The following is a 22,024-nucleotide window of genomic DNA, read 5'->3' on the forward strand; positions in this document are numbered from 1 at the left end:
GTATATAATGTATATATTGTATATATACGATATATGAATTGAAGGTGACTAATTGGATATCATTATTTCGAATTCCGTGAAAGATCCCATTTACCAGCAAATTATTAAGCAAATTAAGAACCATGTTTTAACAGGAGAGCTATCAGAAGGTGATTCACTCCCCTCAATTCGCCAATTAGCAAAAGATTTGCAAGTTAGCGTTATTACGACAAAGCGAGCCTATGAAGAATTAGAGAGTGATGGGTTTATCGTCTCAATAGTTGGTAAGGGATCATTTATAGCTAGTCAAAATCAAGAGTTGTTAAAAGAACGGCGGTTGAAAATAATCGAGGAAAAATTAATCGAAATCATTGAAGAAAGTAAGCTCGTTCATCTTTCAAAAGAGGAACTAATGGAAATGATTTTAATTTTGTATGGAGATGATTTGAAATGACTAATGTAGTTGAATTTAATAATGTGACAAAATCGTTTAAGAATTTTTCATTGGATGATGTTTCATTTTCGATAAAAAAAGGATATGTCACTGGATTTATTGGGGCCAATGGAGCTGGTAAAAGTACAACGATAAAATTATTAATGAATTTATTAAGAAAAGATAGCGGCAACATTACAATTTTTGGTCTTGACCAAGACAAACATAATCAAGCAATTAAAGAACGAATTGGTTTTGTGTATGATGAAAATTGCTTTTACGATACTTTATCCATTAGGGAACTTCGAAAAATAATAGCTCCCATGTATCAAAAATGGAATGATAACCTTTTTTATAAGTACTTAGATCAATTTAGTTTACCTGAGAAACAGCCAATTAAAGGCTTTTCAAAGGGAATGAAAATGAAAATGGCGATTCTTTTCGCGATCAGCCATGACCCGGAATTCATCATTATGGATGAACCTACATCTGGGCTTGATCCTGTTTTTAGAAGAGAAGTATTAGAACTCTTGCATGAAATCATGTTAGATGAACAAAAAACGATTTTCTTTTCCACCCATATTACAACTGATCTAGATAGAATTGCTGATTATATTACCTACATTCATAAAGGAAAAATACTATTTTCAAAGGAAAGAGAGGAACTGCTAACGGAATATGGAATTGTCAAAGGAAGCAATGACTTATTAGATCGAGATACAGAAAAAGAATTTGTTAGTATTCGGAAGACGAATGTTGGTTTTGAAGCATTAACAAGTTGTGTGAAGAAAACAAAGGATATTTTTGGTGATGAGGTTTTAATTGAAAAGCCCAGCCTTGAAGACATCATGTATTATACAAATAAGGGGGATTTGACATGTACTCTTTAATCTTGAAAGATTTTCTCATGTTAAAAAGGATGCTATTACTTATTACCGGATTAATTGCCTTATTTTATATCCTAGAGAATCCGCCCATTTTTGCAATTTCATTTGCAGGATTTTTATTTGTTTCTAGTGCGGGCAGCTTCGAAGATCGTAGTAATTCGCATATCATGCTAAACAGTTTGCCTATTAATCGGAAAAGTATCATCTCCTCAAAATATATTGGTGCTATTATTTTTGGGATATTTGCTATTTGTTTATCGACTTTGTTTCAAGTTGTCTTTTATTTTGTTTTTGATGCTTATGACCAGCCTTTTCCTGAGGTCAATCAGTTATTAATTGGTATGCTGTGCATCCTTTTATTTACATCTATTTATTTTCCTATTTTATATAAATTTGGAGAGAAATATACTAGAATCATAACTATGATTATAGCAGTTGGTATTATAGTCCTGGGTCAAATTATGATGTATTTATTAAAAGATAAAATAAGTTCAATTCAATTATTTTTGAGTCAATTTACAGCCACCCAATTACTATTAACTGGAAGTGTAATTACAGGTTTATTATTTTTATTATCATGGCTATGCACAATAAAAATATATGAAGCGAAGGATTTTTAGGGAAAATCATAGAGGCTATCGTTTTGTAATGGAATATTAAATGGGTCATGAAATAGCGAGGATGGAGGACTTGATCTGGTTCCTTGTCCGCTTATTGATGAAATACAAAAAGCAGACTAAAAGGGACGTTTTCTGCCTTATGGAAGCATCCCTATAATACTTAATCCTCTCAGGGTTGAATAGGGATTTTTAGTACAAAGGTTGTCCCTTTTCCTTTTTGACTATCGATTTCAATGGTTCCTTTTACTTTATTGATTGTGCTGTACACCATGAGCATACCGAGGCCTGTTCCTTTTTCCTTGGTAGAATAATATGGCTTACCTAAACGTGAAATTTGATCGCGGGTCATTCCAATGCCCGTATCTTGAATTTTGATGATAATATTTTGCTCTTTTTCGGAAATGGAAATAAATAAGGTGCCGCCGCCGGTGTCTTTCATCGCTTCTATTCCATTTTTATATAAATTAATTAAACATTGCTGGATTTGGTTCTGATCATATCTTGTATATAGCGTGTTATTAAAATGAAATTGAACATCCACTTGGTGCATGATTGCATAAGGGATAATCAGGTTTTTGGCATATTCTGTTTCTGTTAAGAAGTTGGAATAGACCATATTTTCGGATTGGGGCTTTGCAAACGAAAGATAATCACTCACAATTTTCTCTGCTCTGAGAACCTCGAGTAAAGATAACTCAATATATCTTCTTTCCTCCTGTGTGATGGTTTTTGATGCTTTTAATAACTGTAAAAAACCGCTAGTAACTGTAAGCGGATTTCTTATTTCATGGGAAACGCTCGCTGATAGCTCACTTACAACATTTAATCTCTCCGAGTGTATAAACTGTTCACGATTTTTCATATTGGAGATAATTTTCTCAATTAAAACCATAATAACCAGAATTGCCCCAACATTTGCCGTTAATGTAGAAAAAGTAATATTCCAGAAATCACTATTCAGTACTTCAAAAACTGTACTTAGAGTGGCCAGGTAAAAAACAAATGTAAGAAAACATACAGTTCCCGCAGATATTATTCGATTTTTTGAATTCATCTGTACAAATTTACGATTTATTAACGGTACAACCATAAAAATAAGGGTTGAAAAAAGAAAGGAATTAAGTGTTCCATCTCCCCCAATGTAGGTTCGATAGAGATTTAACACAATATAAAGCGGAAAAACATATTTGTAACCCCCATAGAGAGCAACAATGATAAATGGGATGTATCGTAAATCAATAATAATTCCAATTGATAATTTAATAGGCATAGTGATACAAAGAATCATCGTCACAGCCGATAGGAAAATAAGAATAATTTTATTATATGAATGTGGTTTATGTTCAAAAAAAATTAGAAAGATTAAAACCGGGAGTAATAAAAATAAAAAATTTAATAATAATGTTTCAAACAATGAGAGGCTTCCTTTCTGATGATATTTATAAGCTTATATATTGATCGTAATACCTCCTCAATATTACCAGATTTTTAAAATTACGTTAAGTGGTGAAAAATACCCCTTTTAACCGCAGAAATAATTAGTGAGGTTAACCGTACCATAAGTAATTGAGGTTTTTGAAAAGAAAAGGGACGGTTCTTGTACTTCCTTGGCAGGAAGCGCAAGAACCGTCCTTTTTAATAAATAACAACCGGATCGTAGGTACTGAGAGTATCATACACGGTTTTCATTATACTAGGGGGCGTGTTGACACAGCCGCCTGAACCTGCCGTTAGATAGGCATTATTTGCCCAGTTTGTCCGCCAACTGGCATCGTGGAATCCTTGTCCGCTGTTTGTAAACGGTGCCCAGTAATTTACCTTAATGGCATAATCGGCTTTACCTACTGCACTGCCCTTAAGTGTGTACTGTGGTCGTTTATAGAGGATATACCACACTCCTCTTGAAGTATCTTCACCGGTGCTGTGTTTGCCGGTCACCACATTGGTTGTGACGACTAATTGTCCATTTTTATAAATCCAGATACGTTGCTCCGCAATAGACACTTCAGCATACGTGTCGCCAATGCCATTATTCGTTGTAGTTTCATAGCCAATGCCTTCATTGCTCCAGCCTTTTCCGTAAATATTAGAAGCAGAAATCGATTTCTCTCCTTTTTCAAAAGCTTCCTGGATACTCGATGTTTCTTTCTCAGCATTTATTGCCCAGCCATAGCCTTGTCCTTTAACTTGAATGACCGAACCTGAATGGGTCTTAAATGTGAAATTTTTATTTAATGTTGATTGAGAACTATTAATTTCATCAATCTTGTTCTTAATGTCACTCACGGTGATTGTAACCTTCATATCTTTTGAAACAGAGGCATTTTTAATTAATTCACTGGCTTTTAAAGTATGCACTTTGTCTTGTACCTTATAATCAACAGTTCGTAGAAGGAGATCCTGCAGTGTTTTCTCCTCTTCTTTTATAATCGGACTGTCCTCTTTGATTGGCTGTATGAATACGGGTTTTAGATGAATATCACTAGTATATTTCTGTTTATCATAATCCTTTAATAGACCGTCGATATCATACTGTTCTCCATTAATACTAGTAGAGATGACAATTTTACCCTGTTCCAATTTCGCCTCCGCATCTTGGGGTGCTTTTAAGCTCTTATTCATTGATAGGAGCTTTTCTTCTACTTGCTTTTTCATCGTTTGGCTTCGAAACTGATCCGCATTTTTTGGTATCAACGAATAATTTTTTTCCTTTGAGGAAGGAAAAAACGTCCACTGGCTTTTCAATAATTTCTTAACCTCAGGAAGATCTTTATCCGTAAATACCATCTGCGTATCTTTTTCATCTAAAATTTGTTGTTTTTCGACATAGACTCTATTTTTTAATTCAGATGTTTTTAATTTATTTATCACCTGATCAGCAGTCAATCCACCGACTTTTTTGTCATTAATCGTAATTTGCGAATTGAACCGGGTTGCCTGTAAATAGCTAATTCCCCCTAATAGGAGTGCTATAAAAATGATAATTCCAATTGCAATAAAATTACGGTTTGCACGCCGTTTGAATCGGTTACCCCGTTCTGTATCAATTTCTTCCACTGTTTCATTTGCCGTACTCATAATAAACATTCCCTCCGCTACCTGGTAACCCAGCTATCAACTTCCTCCACCTTTAAACTTGTGGATTTTCACTAATGACTTTTGATTGGTTTACCTTACTATTAAGTTATTACTATTATACTACTACATTTCATGGTGTGGAAAATGTCACATTTTGACTAAGAGTAAAATTTTAAAAAATACCCCTAAATTAAAATTTTTTAATGCAAAGGCTGTTGCTCAACCTATGTAAAAGATCATCCTCATTTGTTATAAATAATCTATAATAAGTCATCGCTAAGAACCATTATTTTTTTCAACCAATATATTAAAGTAGGTTTAATGAAGTTTTCTATTTTTTAGTCAAAGACTTACAAAAGAAAAAGGTGCAGTCTCGAGAAACCTCGAGAATTGCACCTTCCCCCTTTTTAAGCTATTTTTTGTCCTATTTTTTCCTCAAGTTTATTACCTTTACTCTCCCATTTTGTTATTACAAGGGCTGCCAGTGAGTTTCCGACAATATTGACAGCTGTCCGTGCCATATCAAGGATCCGGTCAATTCCTGCAATAAAGGCAAGTCCTTCAACAGGTATCCCCACACTTCCAAGTGTCGCAAGAAGAACAACAAACGAAACACCCGGAACTCCGGCAATTCCTTTGGACGTAAGCATTAATACGAGAACCAATGTGATTTGCTGACCGATACTCATATGAATTCCATACATTTGGGCGATAAACATGGCAGCAATCGCTTGATAAAGAGTCGATCCATCAAGGTTAAAGGAATAACCAGTTGGAATCACAAAGGAGGTGATGGCCTTTGGACAGCCTAACTTCTCCATTTTTTCCATGATTTTCGGAAGCACGGTTTCGGAGCTGGCTGTGGAAAAGCCTAATAATAATTCGTCTTTTAAATAAGCTAAGAGTTTAAAAATATTATATCCGGCTATTTTTGCCGTCAATCCCAACACGACCAGAATAAAGAAGATCATCGCCCCATATACAACCAGAACTAGTTTTCCTAGCGGAATTAAAGAAGATAAACCGAATGTGGATACAGTAACGCCAATTAAGGCAAATACCCCAAGTGGTGCAACCTTCATAATTTGGTTCGTTACATAAAACATGGCTTCAGCTGTTCCCTTGAAGAACTGGATAATCGGTGTTCCTTTTTCACCTATTGCAGCTACCCCTAACCCAAACATAACCGAGAAGAATATGATAGCGAGCATATCCCCATTCGCTAAGGATTGAATGATATTAGTAGGAACGATATTTACAAACGTGTCGACCATCGAATGCGTCTCCGTTGTTTTCGCAGTAGTTACATACGCATTAATATCGGATTTGATAAGTTGTGAGCGATCCACACCTGTTCCTGGATGGAAAAGATTTGCGGCCAAAAGCCCGACCATGATGGCAATCGTCGTAATTATTTCAAAGTAAAGAATGGTTTTCCCGCCAAGTTTCCCTAATGACTTCATATCCCCAACACCAGCAACGCCAACAATCAGACTGGAGATAACAATTGGAATCACAATCATTTTGATTAGGCGAATGAATATATTTCCAATTGGTTGCAGGTACTCAACAACATGAGGATTTCCGTAAAAAATCCCGCCGACCGCAATACCTAGAACCAAACCTATGAAAATTTGCCATGCTAACCCGATTCTTTTCATCTTAATTCACTCCCCCTATTAAATCCCTAAGAAGTTATTCTAATATATATTTATCTATATTAACAATATATAATATAGATAAAAATTATCTCAATTTGAGATAGGAAGGTCACATTATGGAACTAAGACAGTTAAGATACTTTATTGAGGTTGCGAGGGTCGAGCATTTTTCTATGGCTGCAGAAACCTTGCATGTTGCCCAGTCTGCTTTAAGCCGCCAGATCGGACTTTTAGAAAAAGAATTAGGAGTAGAGTTGTTTGAAAGAGAAGGGCGGAATGTAAAATTAACTTTGATCGGAAAATTGTTCGCTGACCAGGCCATGATTGCTTTAAAGGCGGTTGACAATGCCACACAGATAGTTGATGAATATTTAGATCCAGAACACGGGACGATCCGAATAGGGTTTCCCTCGAGTATAGCGAGCAGAACCCTGCCAACCTTCATTTCAGCTTTTAAAAAAGAGCATCCCGAGGTAAGGTTTCATTTGCGGCAAGGATCCTATGAATTTCTCACAGAGGGAATTAAGAGTCGGGAGATTGATTTAGCGTTTATCGGTCCTGTTCCGGTTAGTGATCCAGATTTACATGGCGATATCCTTTTTTCAGAACATTTTGTTGCTCTCTTACCTGAAACTCACTCTCTTGCAGCAGAAGGCAGTTTATCATTATACCAATTAGAGAAGGATTCCTTTGTATTATTTCCAGAAGGCTTTGTTCTTCGGAAAATAGTAGTAGATGCCTGCCACCAGGCTGGCTTCCGGCCATTCATTCCTTTTGAAGGCGAAGATTTTGATACGATAAAAGGATTAGTTTCAGCGGGGATAGGTGTCACTCTTCTCCCCGAGACAACACTTTTTGAGAATATGCCTAGTGGAACAGTAAAATTAAAAATCAACGATCCAGAAGTGAAAAGAACAGTAGGAGTCATTATCCCAAAAAATCGCCAGCTTTCTCCTTCAGAAGAGCTGTTTTATGAATTTGTGCTGTATTACTTTAGAAATATTAATTTGTGGACATAGGTGCCTGTCCTAAAAGTGGAAAAATAACGGAGAGCAAGCACTTTTTTGAAATACTGCAGATTTTCATGGAAATACCAATATTATTTTCAATATATGGAAATTCCATTAACTAAGATGACTATTTCAATTTTAATGAGTATGGTAAATATATACGTGGAAATATGCGTTTGACAAAGCTGCTCAACGCCTTTTGTCTTTGTCTAAAATAGATGATGTAAATAATTGAAGTGAATGAATGTAAATGAAAACTCGCCGCCGCCATGGATGTAAAAAAGGCCCAGTCTTTACGTTAGTAAAATGAGGACTAGGGCCGTTTCTTATATATTCACTGTATCTGAACTATTTATTCCTCTTCCGTATATGCTTCCACAGTCGTCTCTCTGCACTCCCAGCATTCCGTTCGATTCCTCTCCATAATTGATAATTCCTTTCCACAAGAAATGCAATTATCCATAGTTAAAGATTCCCCTTTCAAGTGAAAATGTTTTATAAATATATGTGTATAGCTATTTAATTATGCTACTTTTATATTTCTTTCTAAGTTTGTTAAAAAAAATTCATTTCACGGTGAATCATCGTTGCTTAACAACTGAAACTAAGAATGCATTAGAAGGTGCTATTCAATAAAATGAAGAGCTAATGGGTTCAAATAATAATCAGCTTAATGAGATTATCCAAATATACACCCCCCAGTTGTTCCATTAAAAAAATTAGTCACCTATGATCAATGGAATCATTATCGAACAGATCGTAACTATGAGTTGTATTTACACTCTTATCTAGTCATTAAATTCTTAATCCAGGAGTATGGTATAGATATAATATACCAAATTCTACTAGAAACGAAGTCAAAAGGCGGGTTCGAAGCAGGAATGAAAAGTGCTACAGGTATAAATATAAAAACATTAGAAACCTATGTGAAAAACTTTAAATAATTTCAAGTTGGAAGAGAAATGAACTTGATAAAAGAAGGATCCATTGTAATGAAAAAGATAAAATAGCGATGAGATCAGAAAGGGGATTAAGAATGATTCATACAAGGTTAGTTTCAATATTACGAGAACTGATGGCAGCCAGAAATCCACTAACAAGTGAATATTTAGCCAATAACATTCAGGTTACGTCACGTACAATTAGAACAGACATGAAAGACTTAGAATTTATACTATCTAAGAGCGGTGCAGCAATCAAGTCTGTAAGAGGAAAAGGATATGAACTTATAATTCAAGAAGATCAACTTTTCCGATCGTTTTTACAGAAAATATTTCAGAATAAACCTAGAGAATCAGGATTTATACCTACTTTACCAGAGGAACGTGTTCAATATGTAATAAGAAGACTACTTCTGACTAATCAGTTTGTGAAACTTGAAGAGCTTGCAGAGGAAATGTACATTAGTAAATCGACGATTCAAAATGATTTAAAGGATGTCAAAAAAATTTTACAACAATATGATATTTTCCTAGAAAAACGTCCGAATTACGGTTTGAAATTAATTGGGGATGAACTTAAATTAAGGTTTTGTATGTCAGAATATTTATTCAATAGAAGACAAACTGAACTTGATATGATCAATGAACGAATTTTGATTCTTCCTCCTGAAGAAATGTCTGCCATTCGAAGGATTATTTTAGACCAAATTAAAGAATATCAGATTAATCTTTCGGATATAAGTTTAAGTAATTTAATTATTCATATTGCAATAGCCTGTGTCCGTATACGTCATGGGAATTATGTATCTTTGTATCCTGAAGAGTTAAAGGATATTCTTAAGCAAAAAGAATATATCGTAGCATCTAATATTGTAAGTCGGATTGAAAAAGCATTAGGCGTCCTGTTTCCAAAAACAGAGATTGCTTATATTACCATCCACTTATTAGGGAATAAAATTGCAGTGCAACCCAATATTAGTGAAAAAGAAATACAATCATTTGTTGATGTTGAAGACTATGAACTTATAGTAAAAATACTAGATTCCATAGAGAATAAATTGAAACTTGGTATAAAGCATGATAAGGAGCTAATTGTAGGAATCGCTTTACACATAAAACCTGCCATTAATCGTTATCGATATGGAATGAACCTGCGCAATCCTTTGCTAGAGGCGATTAAAGCAAGCTATCCAATTGCATTTGAAGCCGGAATTATCGCTGGTAGGGTAATTAAGCAAGAAGTAGGAATAGACATAAACGAAAATGAAATAGGCTATTTGGCCATCCATATCGGTGCAGCTTTAGAAAGAATTAAGATGAACAAACAAGTAAAGAGATGTATCATCGTGTGTGCATCTGGGATTGGCAGTGCAACACTACTTAAATATAAATTAAAAGCCGAATTTGGATCGAAGCTTGAAATCGCTGGAACTACAGAATATTATAAACTTCATGAAATCCCGTTACATACCATCGATTTTATTATTAGTACGATCCCCATTTCTGAGTCCCTTCCAATCCCTATTATTGAAGTGAATACCATCTTTGGCGGGAATGATTTTGAGAAAATAGCTAACGCATTGATAGCTGATAAAGAACAAACATTGGAATACACAAAAAAAGAATTAGTCTTTCTTCAACAAAGACTGGAAACAAAAGAAGAGGTTATAAGCTTTTTGTCAGAAAGGCTGCAATCGTTAGGATTAGTAGATGAAACATTTAGAGAGGCTGTATTAGAGAGAGAAGCTGTTGCCCCAACTAGCTTTGGGAACCTTGTTGCTATTCCCCATCCAATTATACCGAAAACAAATTCCACATTCTGGGCTGTTTGTACATTACAAAAACCGATTGACTGGGGCGGCAAAAAAGTCCGCTTTGTTTGTATGTTATGTGTAGAAAAAGACAGCACAACTGATTTGAAGAAAATGTATGATTTATTGCTTAAAGTAGTAGATAATGAAAAGCTGGTTCAGCAATTAGTAAAATGTGAGACGTTCAATGAGTTATTACACATATTCCTAAAAGAAAAAATGCAATAATTCATTTTGAAATTTATTGCCTTTTTTCTTTTTTTGATAAAAATCTAAAAAAATATTTTCTGAATATACACACAATTATTTCCTTTGATCAACGGAAAATAATTGTGTGTTAATGTAAGCGCTATCAATATAGAATTAATCTACATCATAGTTCAACTTAAAATATTGATAAAAGGGGGACAGGAAGTGAATATTTTACTATGCTGTGCAGCAGGGATGTCTACAAGTTTATTAGTCACAAAAATGGAAAAAAGCGCAAGGGAACAGGGCCTAGAAGCTAAAATTTGGGCGGTATCAGGTGATGCAGTAAGGAATCATATTGATCAGGCAGATGTGTTGCTTGTCGGTCCACAGGTACGATATATGCTACCACAATTAAAAAAATTAGGAGAAGAAAAAGGAATCCCTGTTGATGTCATTAACTCAGTTCATTATGGTACATGCAATGGATCAGAGGTTTTGAAGTTTGCCAAACAGTTAGTCACTAAATAGGAGAGTGATTGGGATGAGCAACTTAAACAATATTTTAGAAAACAAGATTATGCCTGTTGCTGGACGTATAGCAGGACAACGCCATTTACAGGCATTGCGTGATGGACTTATTTTAACGATGCCATTAATCATTGTTGGTTCGCTATTTTTAATATTAGGATTCCTTCCAATACCAGGCTATGAAGATTTCATGGCAAGAACCTTTGGGGAGGCTTGGCTGACAAAATTATTGTATCCAGTTGGTGCAACATTCGATATTATGGCACTTATCGCAGCCTTCGGGATTGCCTATCGACTTGCTGAAAAATATAAGGTGGATGCCTTGTCGGCTGGTGCCATTTCTGTTGCTGCTTTCCTCTTGGCTACCCCTTATCATGTGTCGTTTTTACCTGAAGGTGCCACAAATCCGGTTCTAGTTGGCGGAGCTATACCTTCCGCATTAATGGGAAGTAAAGGATTATTTGTTGCGATGATTATTGCCATGATATCTACTGAAATTTATCGATTTTTTATTCAAAAGAATATTATTATTAAAATGCCAGATGGAGTTCCACCAGCAGTAAGTAAGTCATTCATTGCCTTAATACCTGGTTTTGTTGTCATAGCTTTTATTTGGATACTTCGTTTAATTGTCGAACAAACAAGTTTTGAAAGCCTTCACAATATTGTAGGGGAAATTTTAGGGAAACCACTTGGTGTATTGGGTGGAAGCCTTATTGGAAGTTTGGTCGCCGTTTTCCTTATTCAACTACTTTGGTCGTGCGGATTGCATGGTGCTTCCATTGTTGGTGGGGTCATGGGACCAATTTGGCTGGCATCAATGGATGCGAACCGGATTGCTTTTCAGGGTGGTCAAACAGATTTGCCAAACATATTCACGCAACAGTTTTTTGATATCTTTATTTATATTGGTGGTAGTGGTGCTACTTTAGCATTAGTAGTCGCGATGCTCTTACGTTCTCGTAGTCAACAAATGAAACAGTTAGGCCGCTTAGCGATTGGACCTGGAATTTTCAATATTAATGAACCGATTACATTTGGGATGCCAATCGTTATGAATCCTCTTTTGATTCTGCCATTTATTTTAACACCACTTGCAACTGTCATTATAACCTATCTTGCCATGAAAACAGGTTTAGTAGTGAAGCCTTCCGGGATTGCAGTACCATGGACGATGCCGCCAATTATCGGAGGATATTTAGCAGCAGGTAATAAAATCTCAGGAGCCGTTCTCCAAATAGTAAACTTTGTTGTCGCATTTGCGATTTACTATCCATTCTTTAGAATATGGGATAAACAAAAATTTGCAGAAGAAAAAGGTGAAACAAAAGCAACTCAGATGGGGAGTAACGGTATAAAAGCATAGGAGGGCAATCATGACGAAACTAGTAATCAATGCAGATGACTTTGGGTACTCCAAAGGGGTAAATCTAGGAATCATCGAAGCATTTAACTTTGGCGTGGTTACCTCGACAACGATGATGACAAATATGCCAGGAGCTGAGCATGCTGCCGCTCTTGCAAAGGATAACCCAGGATTAGGAGTTGGGATCCATCTTGTAGTAGATTGTGGCTCACCAGTAAATGATGATGTTCCATCCCTTATAGATGAAACAGGAAGTTTTCACAATGTCGAGGGTCTTGTCCAATTTGCCGAGGTTGCAGACATTGAAAAAGAATTCACTAGCCAGATTGAAAAATTCCTTTCTTTCGGGTTAAACCCCACTCATATCGATAGTCACCATCATGTTCATGGTCATGAAAGAATATATCCAATTATGGAAAAAATAGCGCAAAATTATCAACTGCCAATTCGTAAAGTATCAGATGATCCGAAGCATACAAGTAATAGTAGATTACAAACTGTACAATGCTTTTTACATGAGTTTTACGGGAATGAACTGACAAGCAGAAGTCTCATTCATTTACTCGATAAAGTTCTGTCATATGAAACGGCAGAATTAATGTGCCATCCCGCCTTTATCGATGAGCCATTATTGACAGGAAGTTCATATGCTCTTCAGCGTGTAAGAGAGCTTGCTATTTTAACAGACAAAGAAGTTCGAGATGCAATCGTGGACAGAAAAATAAAACTGGTTACTTACAAGGAAGCGACCAAACAGTCTAATGCATTTTAACGTGAGTTGACAATTAAGTTGAATAGTTATTTTAAAAAATTAGTTGGCTTTGCTCACGTCGAATGCGTTTAGGGTAGGAGAGGAACAACATGGAAAATCAGGAACAAATTATTTTTCAGATTATCCTTCATGGTGGGAATGGAAGAAGTTTAGCAATGGAAGCAATCGCTGCTGCCAAACAAGGTGATTTTTCTGAAGCAAGAGAAAAATTACAAGAATGTGCAGATGCGTTAAATGAAGCACATCACATTCAAACTTCTCATATTCAAGCTGAAATTGGAGGAGAAAAAACGGAAGTTTCATTATTAATGGTTCATGCACAAGATCATTTAATGAATGCAATGACAATGAAAGATTTAGCAACTGAATTTGTTGATCTATATGAAAAAATGAAGTGAAAAAAACCCAAGTAATTGGAGGTTTGAAAAAATGGTTAAAAGGCTTAAAGTAGCTACGATAGGTGGAGGATCAAGCTATACTCCGGAACTCGTTGAGGGATTTATTAAAAGATATGATGAGTTTCCTATCAGTGAACTATGGTTAGTTGACATTGAGGCAGGGAAAGAAAAGTTAGAAATTGTAGGTGAACTTGCAAAACGAATGGTGCAAAAAGCAGGACTGTCTATTGAGATTCATTTAACAATTGATCGAAGAGCAGCATTAAAGCATGCAGATTTCGTGACCACGCAATTCCGTGTAGGGTTGCTTGAGGCCCGTGCAAAAGACGAAAGAATTCCATTAAAATACGGTGTTCTGGGGCAAGAAACAAATGGTGCTGGGGGATTATTTAAAGGATTACGGACTATTCCGGTGATATTGGAAATTTGCCGTGATATGGAAGAATTATGCCCGCAAGCATGGTTAATCAACTTCACAAATCCAGCTGGGATGGTGACTGAAGCAGTTCTTCGTTACACGAATATTAAAAAAGTTGTAGGGCTTTGTAACGTTCCAATCGGCATGGAAATGGGAATTGCTAAGTTGCTGGATGTAGACCCTTCTCGGGTTCGGATTGACTTTGCAGGTCTGAACCATATGGTATATGGACTAGACGTTTATGTTGATGGTGAAAGTGTGAAAGATCAAGTGATTGAGTTTTTGACTGATCCTAACAACAGTAGTTTTGTTAAAAACATTCAAGGAATAGGTTGGGAACCAGAGTTTATAAAGGCTTTAAATGTTCTCCCTTGCCCTTATCATATGTACTATTATAAAACAAAAGAAATGGTTGGAAAGGAAATGGAAAGTTCAAAAAAAGAAGGCACACGAGCAGAAGTAGTTCAAAAATTAGAAAAAGAATTATTTGAACTGTATAAAGATGAAAATCTTGATATTAAGCCTCCTCAATTAGAAAAGCGCGGCGGAGCTTACTACTCTGATGCAGCAGTAAGGTTAATCACTTCGATTTACAATGACAAAGGTGATATTCAACCTGTTAACACAATGAACCGTGGTGCTATTGCAAGTATACCTTACGAATCAGCAGTGGAAGTTAGCTGTATCATTACGAAGGAAGGCCCAAAGCCGATTGTAGTGGGGGATTTACCAGTTCCTGTACGCGGGCTTGTTCAACAAATTAAATCATTTGAAAGAGTAGCAGCTGAAGCAGCTGTAACTGGAAATTATAATACGGCACTGTTGGCTTTAACAATCAATCCGCTTACACCATCAGATCAGATTGCCAAAGAAATTGTTGATGAAATGCTAGAAGCCCATCATGAGTACTTACCACAGTTTTTTAAAGAGGCTAAAGTTTAACGGAGAAATTGAATGACTTCTAAAATGGTTCTGGTGTTAATATCCACCAGAACCATTTTGTTATACCTATTCAATTATGCTACTTTATAGTCAAAAAAATATCCGGCGAAAGGCCGGATAAAAAAATATATATAAAAAGGGGGGGGTTGAAAGGGTATGAAAAGATCATGTCCGTTTCATATATTCATCATAAACACTTGAAATGAACAAACTATGAATAAACCATTAAAAGTCTTGAAATTTATAATAATATGTTATAAATAGGAAAAAGCTTGGATCAATACATCCAAGCTTTTTTCATGTAGGAAATTTTTATTTCAACGTTGTAGTTAAAATATATATTAGTTTATCTACGTCCAGCTCTAGAACCTAGCCCCTTGAGGTCAAAAGCCTTCGGCACTAAAAGTCAAGATTCGGACTTTAAATGCCGAAAAACATTTGCTTGTTTATAGGACACTGACAAAATAGTCCTCATTAAGGAAGCCGATTTCCAATCGACTAAGTCTCCCTATATCCGGGGTGACCAAGGAGCTTGTACTTTTCTTAGCCGAAAGGAAAGTATAACTTTCCATAGTAGAAGAACATAACTTAAAAACAAAGATCCTATAGAACCAAGTAATTCATCGGCCTATAGGATCTTTGTTTTTCGATAAAATTAGTTTGAATTTGATTTAATGTTTGTTCATTAACATTAATTCGTTTCAGCAATAGTATTTTCTAAGCAACTTATTTACTGTAAACTGACAATTTTTAGGTTCTGTTCTTGCAAGTGCTCAATTATTTTGGGTAAAGCATCAATAACAGCTTGAGATTCATGCAAAAGGATTATTGAACCGGAAGCCTCTGTGTTATGAATATCATTATATATTTTATCTGTATCACGAGTTTTCCAATCTTTCGGATCCATGTTCCAAAGTATCATTTTATCATGGTAATTATGGATTATATTTTTTGTCTGATTATTTAACGCTCCATAAGGTGGTCTGAAGAGGACTACCTTTTCATTCGTAATATCCTCTATTGCTTTAGTAGCTTGTATGATTTCATCTTCTTGTTTTTCAAAGGATAGGTCCGACATTTTTAGATGGTTCATAGAATGGCTACCAATCGAATATTTATTTGATTGAACATATCGAACAGAGTAGGGATGTTTTTTTACATTAACTCCAATAAAGAAAAAAGTACCGCCAACCTTGTATTTCTTTAATATATCAACGATCGCTTCTGTATATTTAGAAGGGCCATCATCGAATGTAAGGGACACGTAGCCTTCTGGAATACTGTATGTTATCAGGTCATCTAGTTCTATATAAGGAAGACTAGATTGAGTTGATTTATCTTTTTCAAATTTATTAACTGGTGTAAAAATGTTTTTTTTATTTTCTAAATTGACTTCGGTAGTTTCAATTTCTCCAATTGGCATAGTTGCTTTATTAATTGAAGTCTTATTTAAATACGAGTTATTTGAATATCCAAACAGTAAGTAAAATATAACACTAATCATGGAAATAATTACCCATTTAAATGAAAGCTTGTATCCTTTTGAAATCACTAATTTATTTTGCTCATTTGTTTGTTCAATTTTTTTTTCATCAATTGCTGATAGATTTGTAGATAAAAATGAGAATTTCTTTATATCGTTAATACTTTGTGTGTTTTTAATAGAATCTAAATCGTTTTTGTAATCCGATGAACAAGTAAAATAAATTCGATCACTTTTATCGCGATATGTTCTTGTAATAAAACTTATATAATGCTTTTTGATTGTGTCCAATGTAGTATGTAAAGATAATCTATATTTGTGATTTTCATCAAATTGAGATATTGTCATTAAATTTTCAGCAGTTTCACTGTCAACATTCCAAAACAGTTCAGCTTCTTGTTCAAAGGATAACTTTATGCGTAAATATGATTTTTCGTTACTCTTTTCAATAGCTACTAGTTCAAGTACTTTACCGTGGTAGACTGCCATGGTTGTCTCCTTCTCTATTTGTCTATTCTGATTGTGATAGATTAGAAGCAGTTGCCTTTGTTGAGAAAGAGAAGGACATTCTCTCGGTAAAATCATTAATGGTTTGCATTAATTCAGCCTTATCATCAACAAGTTTTTGATATTGTTCGGCATATTTTTGATTTTCTATTTCTAGGTTTCTAACTTTATCTTCAAGTTCGTTGACTTTTAACATACTTTGATATTGAGCATTCGTAGATTCTTCAATGAGTTTGTTGTATTTAGCCGTTTCTGTTTCAAGTTGATTTGAGATCTTTTCATATTCCATGTTTGATGTAAGTTGATATTCCTTATAATCTTCAAGAAGCTGATCATACCTCATTTGTTTGTTTGTCAGGTTATTTTCTAATTCACGAATTTCCTTATTTTTTTCTTGTAAAAGTTGGTCTCGCTTAATTAGATCATGCTTAAAACGATTGATCGCTTCATTTGCTGTAAATAGTTGATCCTCAAGCCCTCTATATTTATAAGATAGCAATTGCCGTTCCTTAAGTATGTTTTCTATAGAAACTAGTACATCCAATGCTATTTTATCCTGGTTATCTTTTGAAAATAAGTTTTTATTGCTATCTGTAACAGATTGCTGAGACTCTTTCATAGTATTAGAAGGCTCTCCTACAATAATATCAGCTATGACTTCTTGCTGTTCTGCACTTTTTTTCTCCAATTGGTTTTGATTAGACAGAACGCCTTTAAACCAACCCATTCCTTTTTTTTCTGTTTCGCTGGCCAAAATATCAGCTCCTATTTATATTTATAAGATTAAAGATCTTTTCCTATTAAAATTTTTAAACAAACAAAAATATAAAAATATTATAAACATCCTAATTTTATTGTATATTTATGTCGATAAATGTCAACTATTGGGTATATAGTTTTAATGAAAGTTGCTATTAATATAGAGTTAAAGGTAAAATATTTATTTACTCTGTTAGGAGTTAGTTTAATAAAACAATTGAACATTTTTGGGTAAGTCATCTAAAAGGAATTTTTCTTATATATCTAACTATAAATGATACATTAGATCTAGTTTTCTTAGACAAAGATATTAAAAGACAAATTATACCTATAAATAAATTGAAACAAAAAGTATAATCACCTCACTTAGAGACATTACGGGGAACCGTATCATAAGTAAATGAGATTTATTATAGTGTCAAGTGAAACAGTCTAGCCAATTTGGTTGGGCTGTTTTCTTATTAAATGAGAAAGCCTTTATAAAAAGAGTATATATAACGAAGTCACTCTTAGAAATTGAAAGTAATTTTTTTACTGAGGTAGAATAATGAACAGAAGAAAACGATTAAATAAAGGATAATAAGTTAAGTAGAATTTAAGTGGTAAAATTCACTAGATATTTAAAGTGTAATCTTTCAAAAAAAATATAGTGTAAATAGGGAAAAAAGGCATTTGAAGCTTTTATAATATAACTGAGAGTTAAGTAAATACTTTGTGGGGTTGCGTTGAAAAAAGGACCACTAATTACTGGATTGAGCCATGAAATTGTTTCTTCAAAACGGTATAAGTGAATATATAACAAGAAATTTAGAAATCTTCCTCTACATTTAGTATGAGTTTGTCGATTCGAAAAAAACACAACAAATTCATTTGAAGTTGTGCTAACATGGCAATACTAGATATAGAGAATGGAGAGGGTATCCGATGAAAATAAATCAATTAATTGCCAACAATATTAACCGTTTAGATGCCGTCTTGCCGGAAGATCAATCGTTAGGAATTGCTGGTTTATCCGGATCTGGTAAAACCACATTTTGTCAAACCATTGGTGAAGAATCCAAGAAGCGTCTCGTTTCCTTATTGCCTAAGGCTGAATATCAGTATTTGTTTCCCAATATAATGGAAACTAATTTTAGTGCCATCAAGATGGAAGACATGCCTTTAGTTCTTTTTCTAGGGAGATCGTCGATTTCTTCCAATCCGCGTTCAACGATTGGCACCCATACCGGCGTTTTTACAGAGTTACGTGTGCAACTTGCAGAAAACTTTCATCTTTCGCCAGAAGTTTTTTCATTTAATAATGAATTAGGCTGGTGCCCTGTATGTAAAGGGCGCGGTACTACCAAAAATGTCGAATGTAAAAAGTGTGAGGGCAGACGTTATAATCCGGAAGTTGAGCAAAAAAGAATAGAATTATGGAATCAACCACATAGTATTTCCGATATCAACAATTTAAGCGTTGAATCGATTTATTCCCTTGCAGAGGAATTATATATTAGTGAAACGAAACAACTTATTCTTAAAAATATTATCAATATGAATATTGGTTACTTAACATTGAATCGGATCATGGGGACATTGTCTGGAGGAGAATTAACACGGCTTTACTTGGCAGAATTCATGGCAGCCAGTGAAAATACCGTGATTATTATTGATGAAATCTCCGTTGGTATGGACCATCAAACCCTATTGAAAATATTAGAACAAGTTAAACAATTAGGCTATAAGAATCAAATTTGGCTTATTGATCATTCTGACACGGTGCTAGATACAGCTGATGAGCAATTGTTTTTTGGGCCTGGCAGTGGTAAATACGGCGGAAAAATTGTCGAAGAATCACCTCGTCCAAAACCTGTTTTTGGGGAACGAAATCAGGCAATGCCAACAGAATACTATCAATTTCATGATCTTTACTGTCGTAATATTCAAATGGCTGAAATTCAGATTCCCAAAAATAGACTTGTAACCTTTACGGGTGAGTCTGGATGTGGCAAATCGACCCTTGTAAATGAGTGTATCTCCAAGGATTTTCTGAAGAGATATCCAAAAGATAAACTGGTCATGGTAGGGCAGGACCGAAACCAATCGATTACCAGCCGGTCAACCGTTGCGACGTTTCTTGATATCAAAAAGAAACTCACCAAATACAGTGACGAAATTGATGATATTTTTCAGCGCTCAATTGAAGACATTATTGAGGACCTTCCAAATGAAGACATCGCTCATAAACGCTTGAGTTTACTGATCAAACTGGGACTCGGTTATTTAACGTTGGAAAGAAAAACACAAACCTTGTCGACAGGTGAATTTCAATGTGTTCATTTAGTTTCTGAGCTGTTTTCAAACTCAAGAAACCCCCATACGCTGTTTATTTTTGACGAGCCTTCAAAAGGTTTATCACAAAATATTTTAAACCAATTCATTGATAGTGTCAGGGGAATACTAAAGGATGAATCTGTCTCAATCATGATGATTGAACATAATGCCTATATGCTAGAAAACTCTGATTTTATCGTTGATTTTGGTAAAAGACAGCTTGCTCCTGTCGAGCACCTTGATGTTGTCAGTCATGATGATTATTATCGTCAACAAAACAGTACAGATAAGGTTGCTCCATTGCAAATTTCTTCAACTATCAATCAACAAAATGGAATTAACTATTTAAAAGAAAATCAGATTGCCTATTTTAAAAATGCAGAAAACGTCTATAAGGGCGGCATCTTAAAAAGCTTATCATCAATGGCCCGTTTGATTTATGGTGAATACGAATCTGACACCATCGCACCCGTCATCGCCATTGATCTGGAACGTCACTTGTATAGTCAATATAGTTTTCTCTATGAAATGGGTGGATTGATCAACCATATTATTGCGGCGCATCCAACCAATAAAGATACAAGAAGCTTCGATTTCTATTCTCAAGACAATCATTGTCCCTATTGTTCTGGTCGTCGAGTAATTGAAAAATTTGATATTGATGTTGTCATTCAAGACAAAGCCGCACCATTCTGGGATGGCTTATTACATCCAGACGTAATGGAAGTATTAAAATATTATCAATATCCGAAATTGCAATTCATTTTTGATGAGATTAAGAATGAACTTGGTCAAGATATTAGTAAAAGCTATAATGAGATGACAGAAGCAGAAAAGCATACCTTTTTATACGGGTATTGGGAAAAGTCATTCTATGATAAAGCAGGCAAGACACGGAGGACATGGGATGGCTTTAATAAGATCATTGGGATGTATATAGTCATTTCGAAATCGATTATTAAAGAGCATATAAAAGCATCAAAAGAGATGATTGGCTGTCCGATTTGTCAAGGAACCGTGCTAAACCACCATAAAAAACTAACATTTGGTGACACGGATATTCGAGAGATTATTCAACAGCCACTTGATCAAGTGGTGAAAACAGTTGGGAAGTTACCGGAACTGGAAAAATTGAAAGCTATTGTTGGCAGCGATATGGCTTTGACGGAAGATGTCTCACTAATGCCTAGGGAAACACAAGTCGCGCTGAAAATGTTTGAATTGGAACTAGCAAGCTTTACGGGCTATGAAATGGTATTACAAAATGTCTTACCATTCTGGGACACAATCAAAGACAGTATCGAATCCATTAGCAACAATAATCAAGTGACCATCTGTGATTTTCCTAATATCAATGAAACAAGAGAAACGATCATAGATAAGTATTTTACAAATGGAAAATACAAAAAACTAACATATGTTTATGAAGCATTTGGTTACAAAAAATTAGTTACCCAAATTAATAAGATTAAAGCAAGTCATCCATGTCCATTCTGTAAAGGGAAGAAAGTCATTTCAGAAGATAATCTCCATGATGGCGTGTTTAAATTATCGGTACCATGTGTTAGTTGTTATGCAAGTGGCATCAATGAGGAAGGGCGTAAGGAAATCGTCGAGGGCATAGACGTGCAAACATGGCTAACTGGCAAAGTAAGTGATGTTGTTACTGAAAGCTTAAATCTTCAGCCTGTTGCAGATCTTCTAATTTTCAAGCGTATTCGTGAGTTGAATAAACAAGAAATGATGGCGATTTACCAATTCCTTGAGCAAAACAATTAAATTAGATTTATTAAAACAAGTGATATTTAAGTAAAGAGCTAGCTGTCAGTCAGTGAAGAAAACTCATTTGCAATAATAAATTGCAAATGAGTATTTATGCTATTCTGAAGAGGAGCTTGTTGGTTTAAAAGAATATTAAAAGTG

The 22,024-nt window shown here is 35.0% G+C and carries 16 protein-coding genes; 11 read left to right on the forward strand and 5 right to left on the reverse strand.

The window, feature by feature from the left end:
* Positions 1-52: 52 nt before the first annotated feature.
* From M5A78_RS23150 to M5A78_RS23160, 3 genes are read left to right on the forward strand one after another with little or no spacing between them, the layout of a single operon-like run.
* Positions 53-433, forward strand: a complete 381-nt coding sequence (locus tag M5A78_RS23150; protein ID WP_248737648.1) for a GntR family transcriptional regulator — start codon at positions 53-55, stop codon at positions 431-433.
* Positions 430-1,302: an ABC transporter ATP-binding protein gene (locus M5A78_RS23155; RefSeq protein WP_248737649.1), complete on the forward strand. Its 873-nt coding sequence runs from the start codon at positions 430-432 to the stop codon at positions 1,300-1,302. Before M5A78_RS23150 ends, M5A78_RS23155 begins: the two co-directional genes overlap by 4 nt.
* Positions 1,290-1,919, forward strand: coding sequence for an ABC-2 transporter permease (locus M5A78_RS23160; RefSeq protein WP_248737650.1), 630 nt, complete (start codon positions 1,290-1,292; stop codon positions 1,917-1,919). Before M5A78_RS23155 ends, M5A78_RS23160 begins: the two co-directional genes overlap by 13 nt.
* Positions 1,920-2,088: 169 nt before the next feature.
* On the opposite strand, the gene M5A78_RS23165 is transcribed toward M5A78_RS23160, so the two are convergent.
* The 3 genes from M5A78_RS23165 to M5A78_RS23175 form a co-directional block, all read right to left on the reverse strand.
* Entirely contained in the window at positions 2,089-3,333 is a 1,245-nt protein-coding gene (locus M5A78_RS23165) for an ATP-binding protein (protein ID WP_248737651.1), read from the reverse strand.
* A gap of 221 nt (positions 3,334-3,554) precedes the next feature.
* The gene (locus M5A78_RS23170) at positions 3,555-4,997 is read right to left on the reverse strand and encodes a L,D-transpeptidase family protein (protein ID WP_248737652.1); all 1,443 of its coding nucleotides are present in this window, start codon (positions 4,995-4,997) and stop codon (positions 3,555-3,557) included.
* A 407-nt stretch (positions 4,998-5,404) separates the two neighbouring features.
* Positions 5,405-6,658 (reverse strand): cation:dicarboxylate symporter family transporter, encoded by a 1,254-nt coding sequence (locus M5A78_RS23175; protein ID WP_248737653.1) that lies wholly within the window; start codon positions 6,656-6,658, stop codon positions 5,405-5,407.
* A 116-nt stretch (positions 6,659-6,774) separates the two neighbouring features.
* Between M5A78_RS23175 and M5A78_RS23180 the strand changes: the two genes are divergently transcribed.
* From M5A78_RS23180 to M5A78_RS23210, 7 genes are all read left to right on the forward strand, one after another.
* Complete coding sequence (locus M5A78_RS23180; protein ID WP_248737654.1) at positions 6,775-7,677, forward strand: LysR family transcriptional regulator; 903 nt, start codon at positions 6,775-6,777, stop codon at positions 7,675-7,677.
* 1,027 nt (positions 7,678-8,704) lie between these two features.
* A complete protein-coding gene (locus M5A78_RS23185) occupies positions 8,705-10,648 on the forward strand; it encodes a BglG family transcription antiterminator (protein WP_248737655.1) in 1,944 nt (647 codons plus the stop codon).
* Between the two features lie 186 nt (positions 10,649-10,834).
* Entirely contained in the window at positions 10,835-11,140 is a 306-nt protein-coding gene (locus tag M5A78_RS23190; protein WP_248737656.1) for a PTS sugar transporter subunit IIB, read from the forward strand.
* 13 nt (positions 11,141-11,153) lie between these two features.
* Positions 11,154-12,506 (forward strand): PTS cellobiose transporter subunit IIC, encoded by a 1,353-nt coding sequence (gene celB, locus M5A78_RS23195; protein WP_248737657.1) that lies wholly within the window; start codon positions 11,154-11,156, stop codon positions 12,504-12,506.
* Positions 12,507-12,516: 10 nt separating this feature from the next.
* Positions 12,517-13,278, forward strand: coding sequence for a chitin disaccharide deacetylase (chbG, locus tag M5A78_RS23200; protein WP_248737658.1), 762 nt, complete (start codon positions 12,517-12,519; stop codon positions 13,276-13,278).
* Between the two features lie 89 nt (positions 13,279-13,367).
* Positions 13,368-13,676, forward strand: coding sequence for a PTS lactose/cellobiose transporter subunit IIA (locus tag M5A78_RS23205; protein WP_248737659.1), 309 nt, complete (start codon positions 13,368-13,370; stop codon positions 13,674-13,676).
* A gap of 31 nt (positions 13,677-13,707) precedes the next feature.
* Entirely contained in the window at positions 13,708-15,036 is a 1,329-nt protein-coding gene (locus M5A78_RS23210; protein WP_248737660.1) for a 6-phospho-beta-glucosidase, read from the forward strand.
* Positions 15,037-15,766: 730 nt separating this feature from the next.
* Here the strand turns inward: M5A78_RS23210 and M5A78_RS23215 are convergent.
* On the reverse strand, positions 15,767-17,008 hold the full coding sequence (locus tag M5A78_RS23215) for a polysaccharide deacetylase family protein (protein WP_248737661.1): 1,242 nt from the start codon (positions 17,006-17,008) through the stop codon (positions 15,767-15,769).
* Between the two features lie 22 nt (positions 17,009-17,030).
* Positions 17,031-17,780, reverse strand: a complete 750-nt coding sequence (locus tag M5A78_RS23220) for a coiled-coil domain-containing protein (protein WP_248737662.1) — start codon at positions 17,778-17,780, stop codon at positions 17,031-17,033.
* A 929-nt stretch (positions 17,781-18,709) separates the two neighbouring features.
* On the opposite strand from M5A78_RS23220, the gene M5A78_RS23225 reads away from it, so the two are divergent.
* On the forward strand, positions 18,710-21,880 hold the full coding sequence (locus tag M5A78_RS23225; protein ID WP_248737663.1) for an ATP-binding cassette domain-containing protein: 3,171 nt from the start codon (positions 18,710-18,712) through the stop codon (positions 21,878-21,880).
* Positions 21,881-22,024: the final 144 nt, after the last annotated feature.

Source organism: Neobacillus rhizosphaerae (genome assembly GCF_937468385.1).
In the GTDB taxonomy this organism is placed as follows: Bacteria; Bacillota; Bacilli; order Bacillales; family Cytobacillaceae; genus Neobacillus; species Neobacillus rhizosphaerae.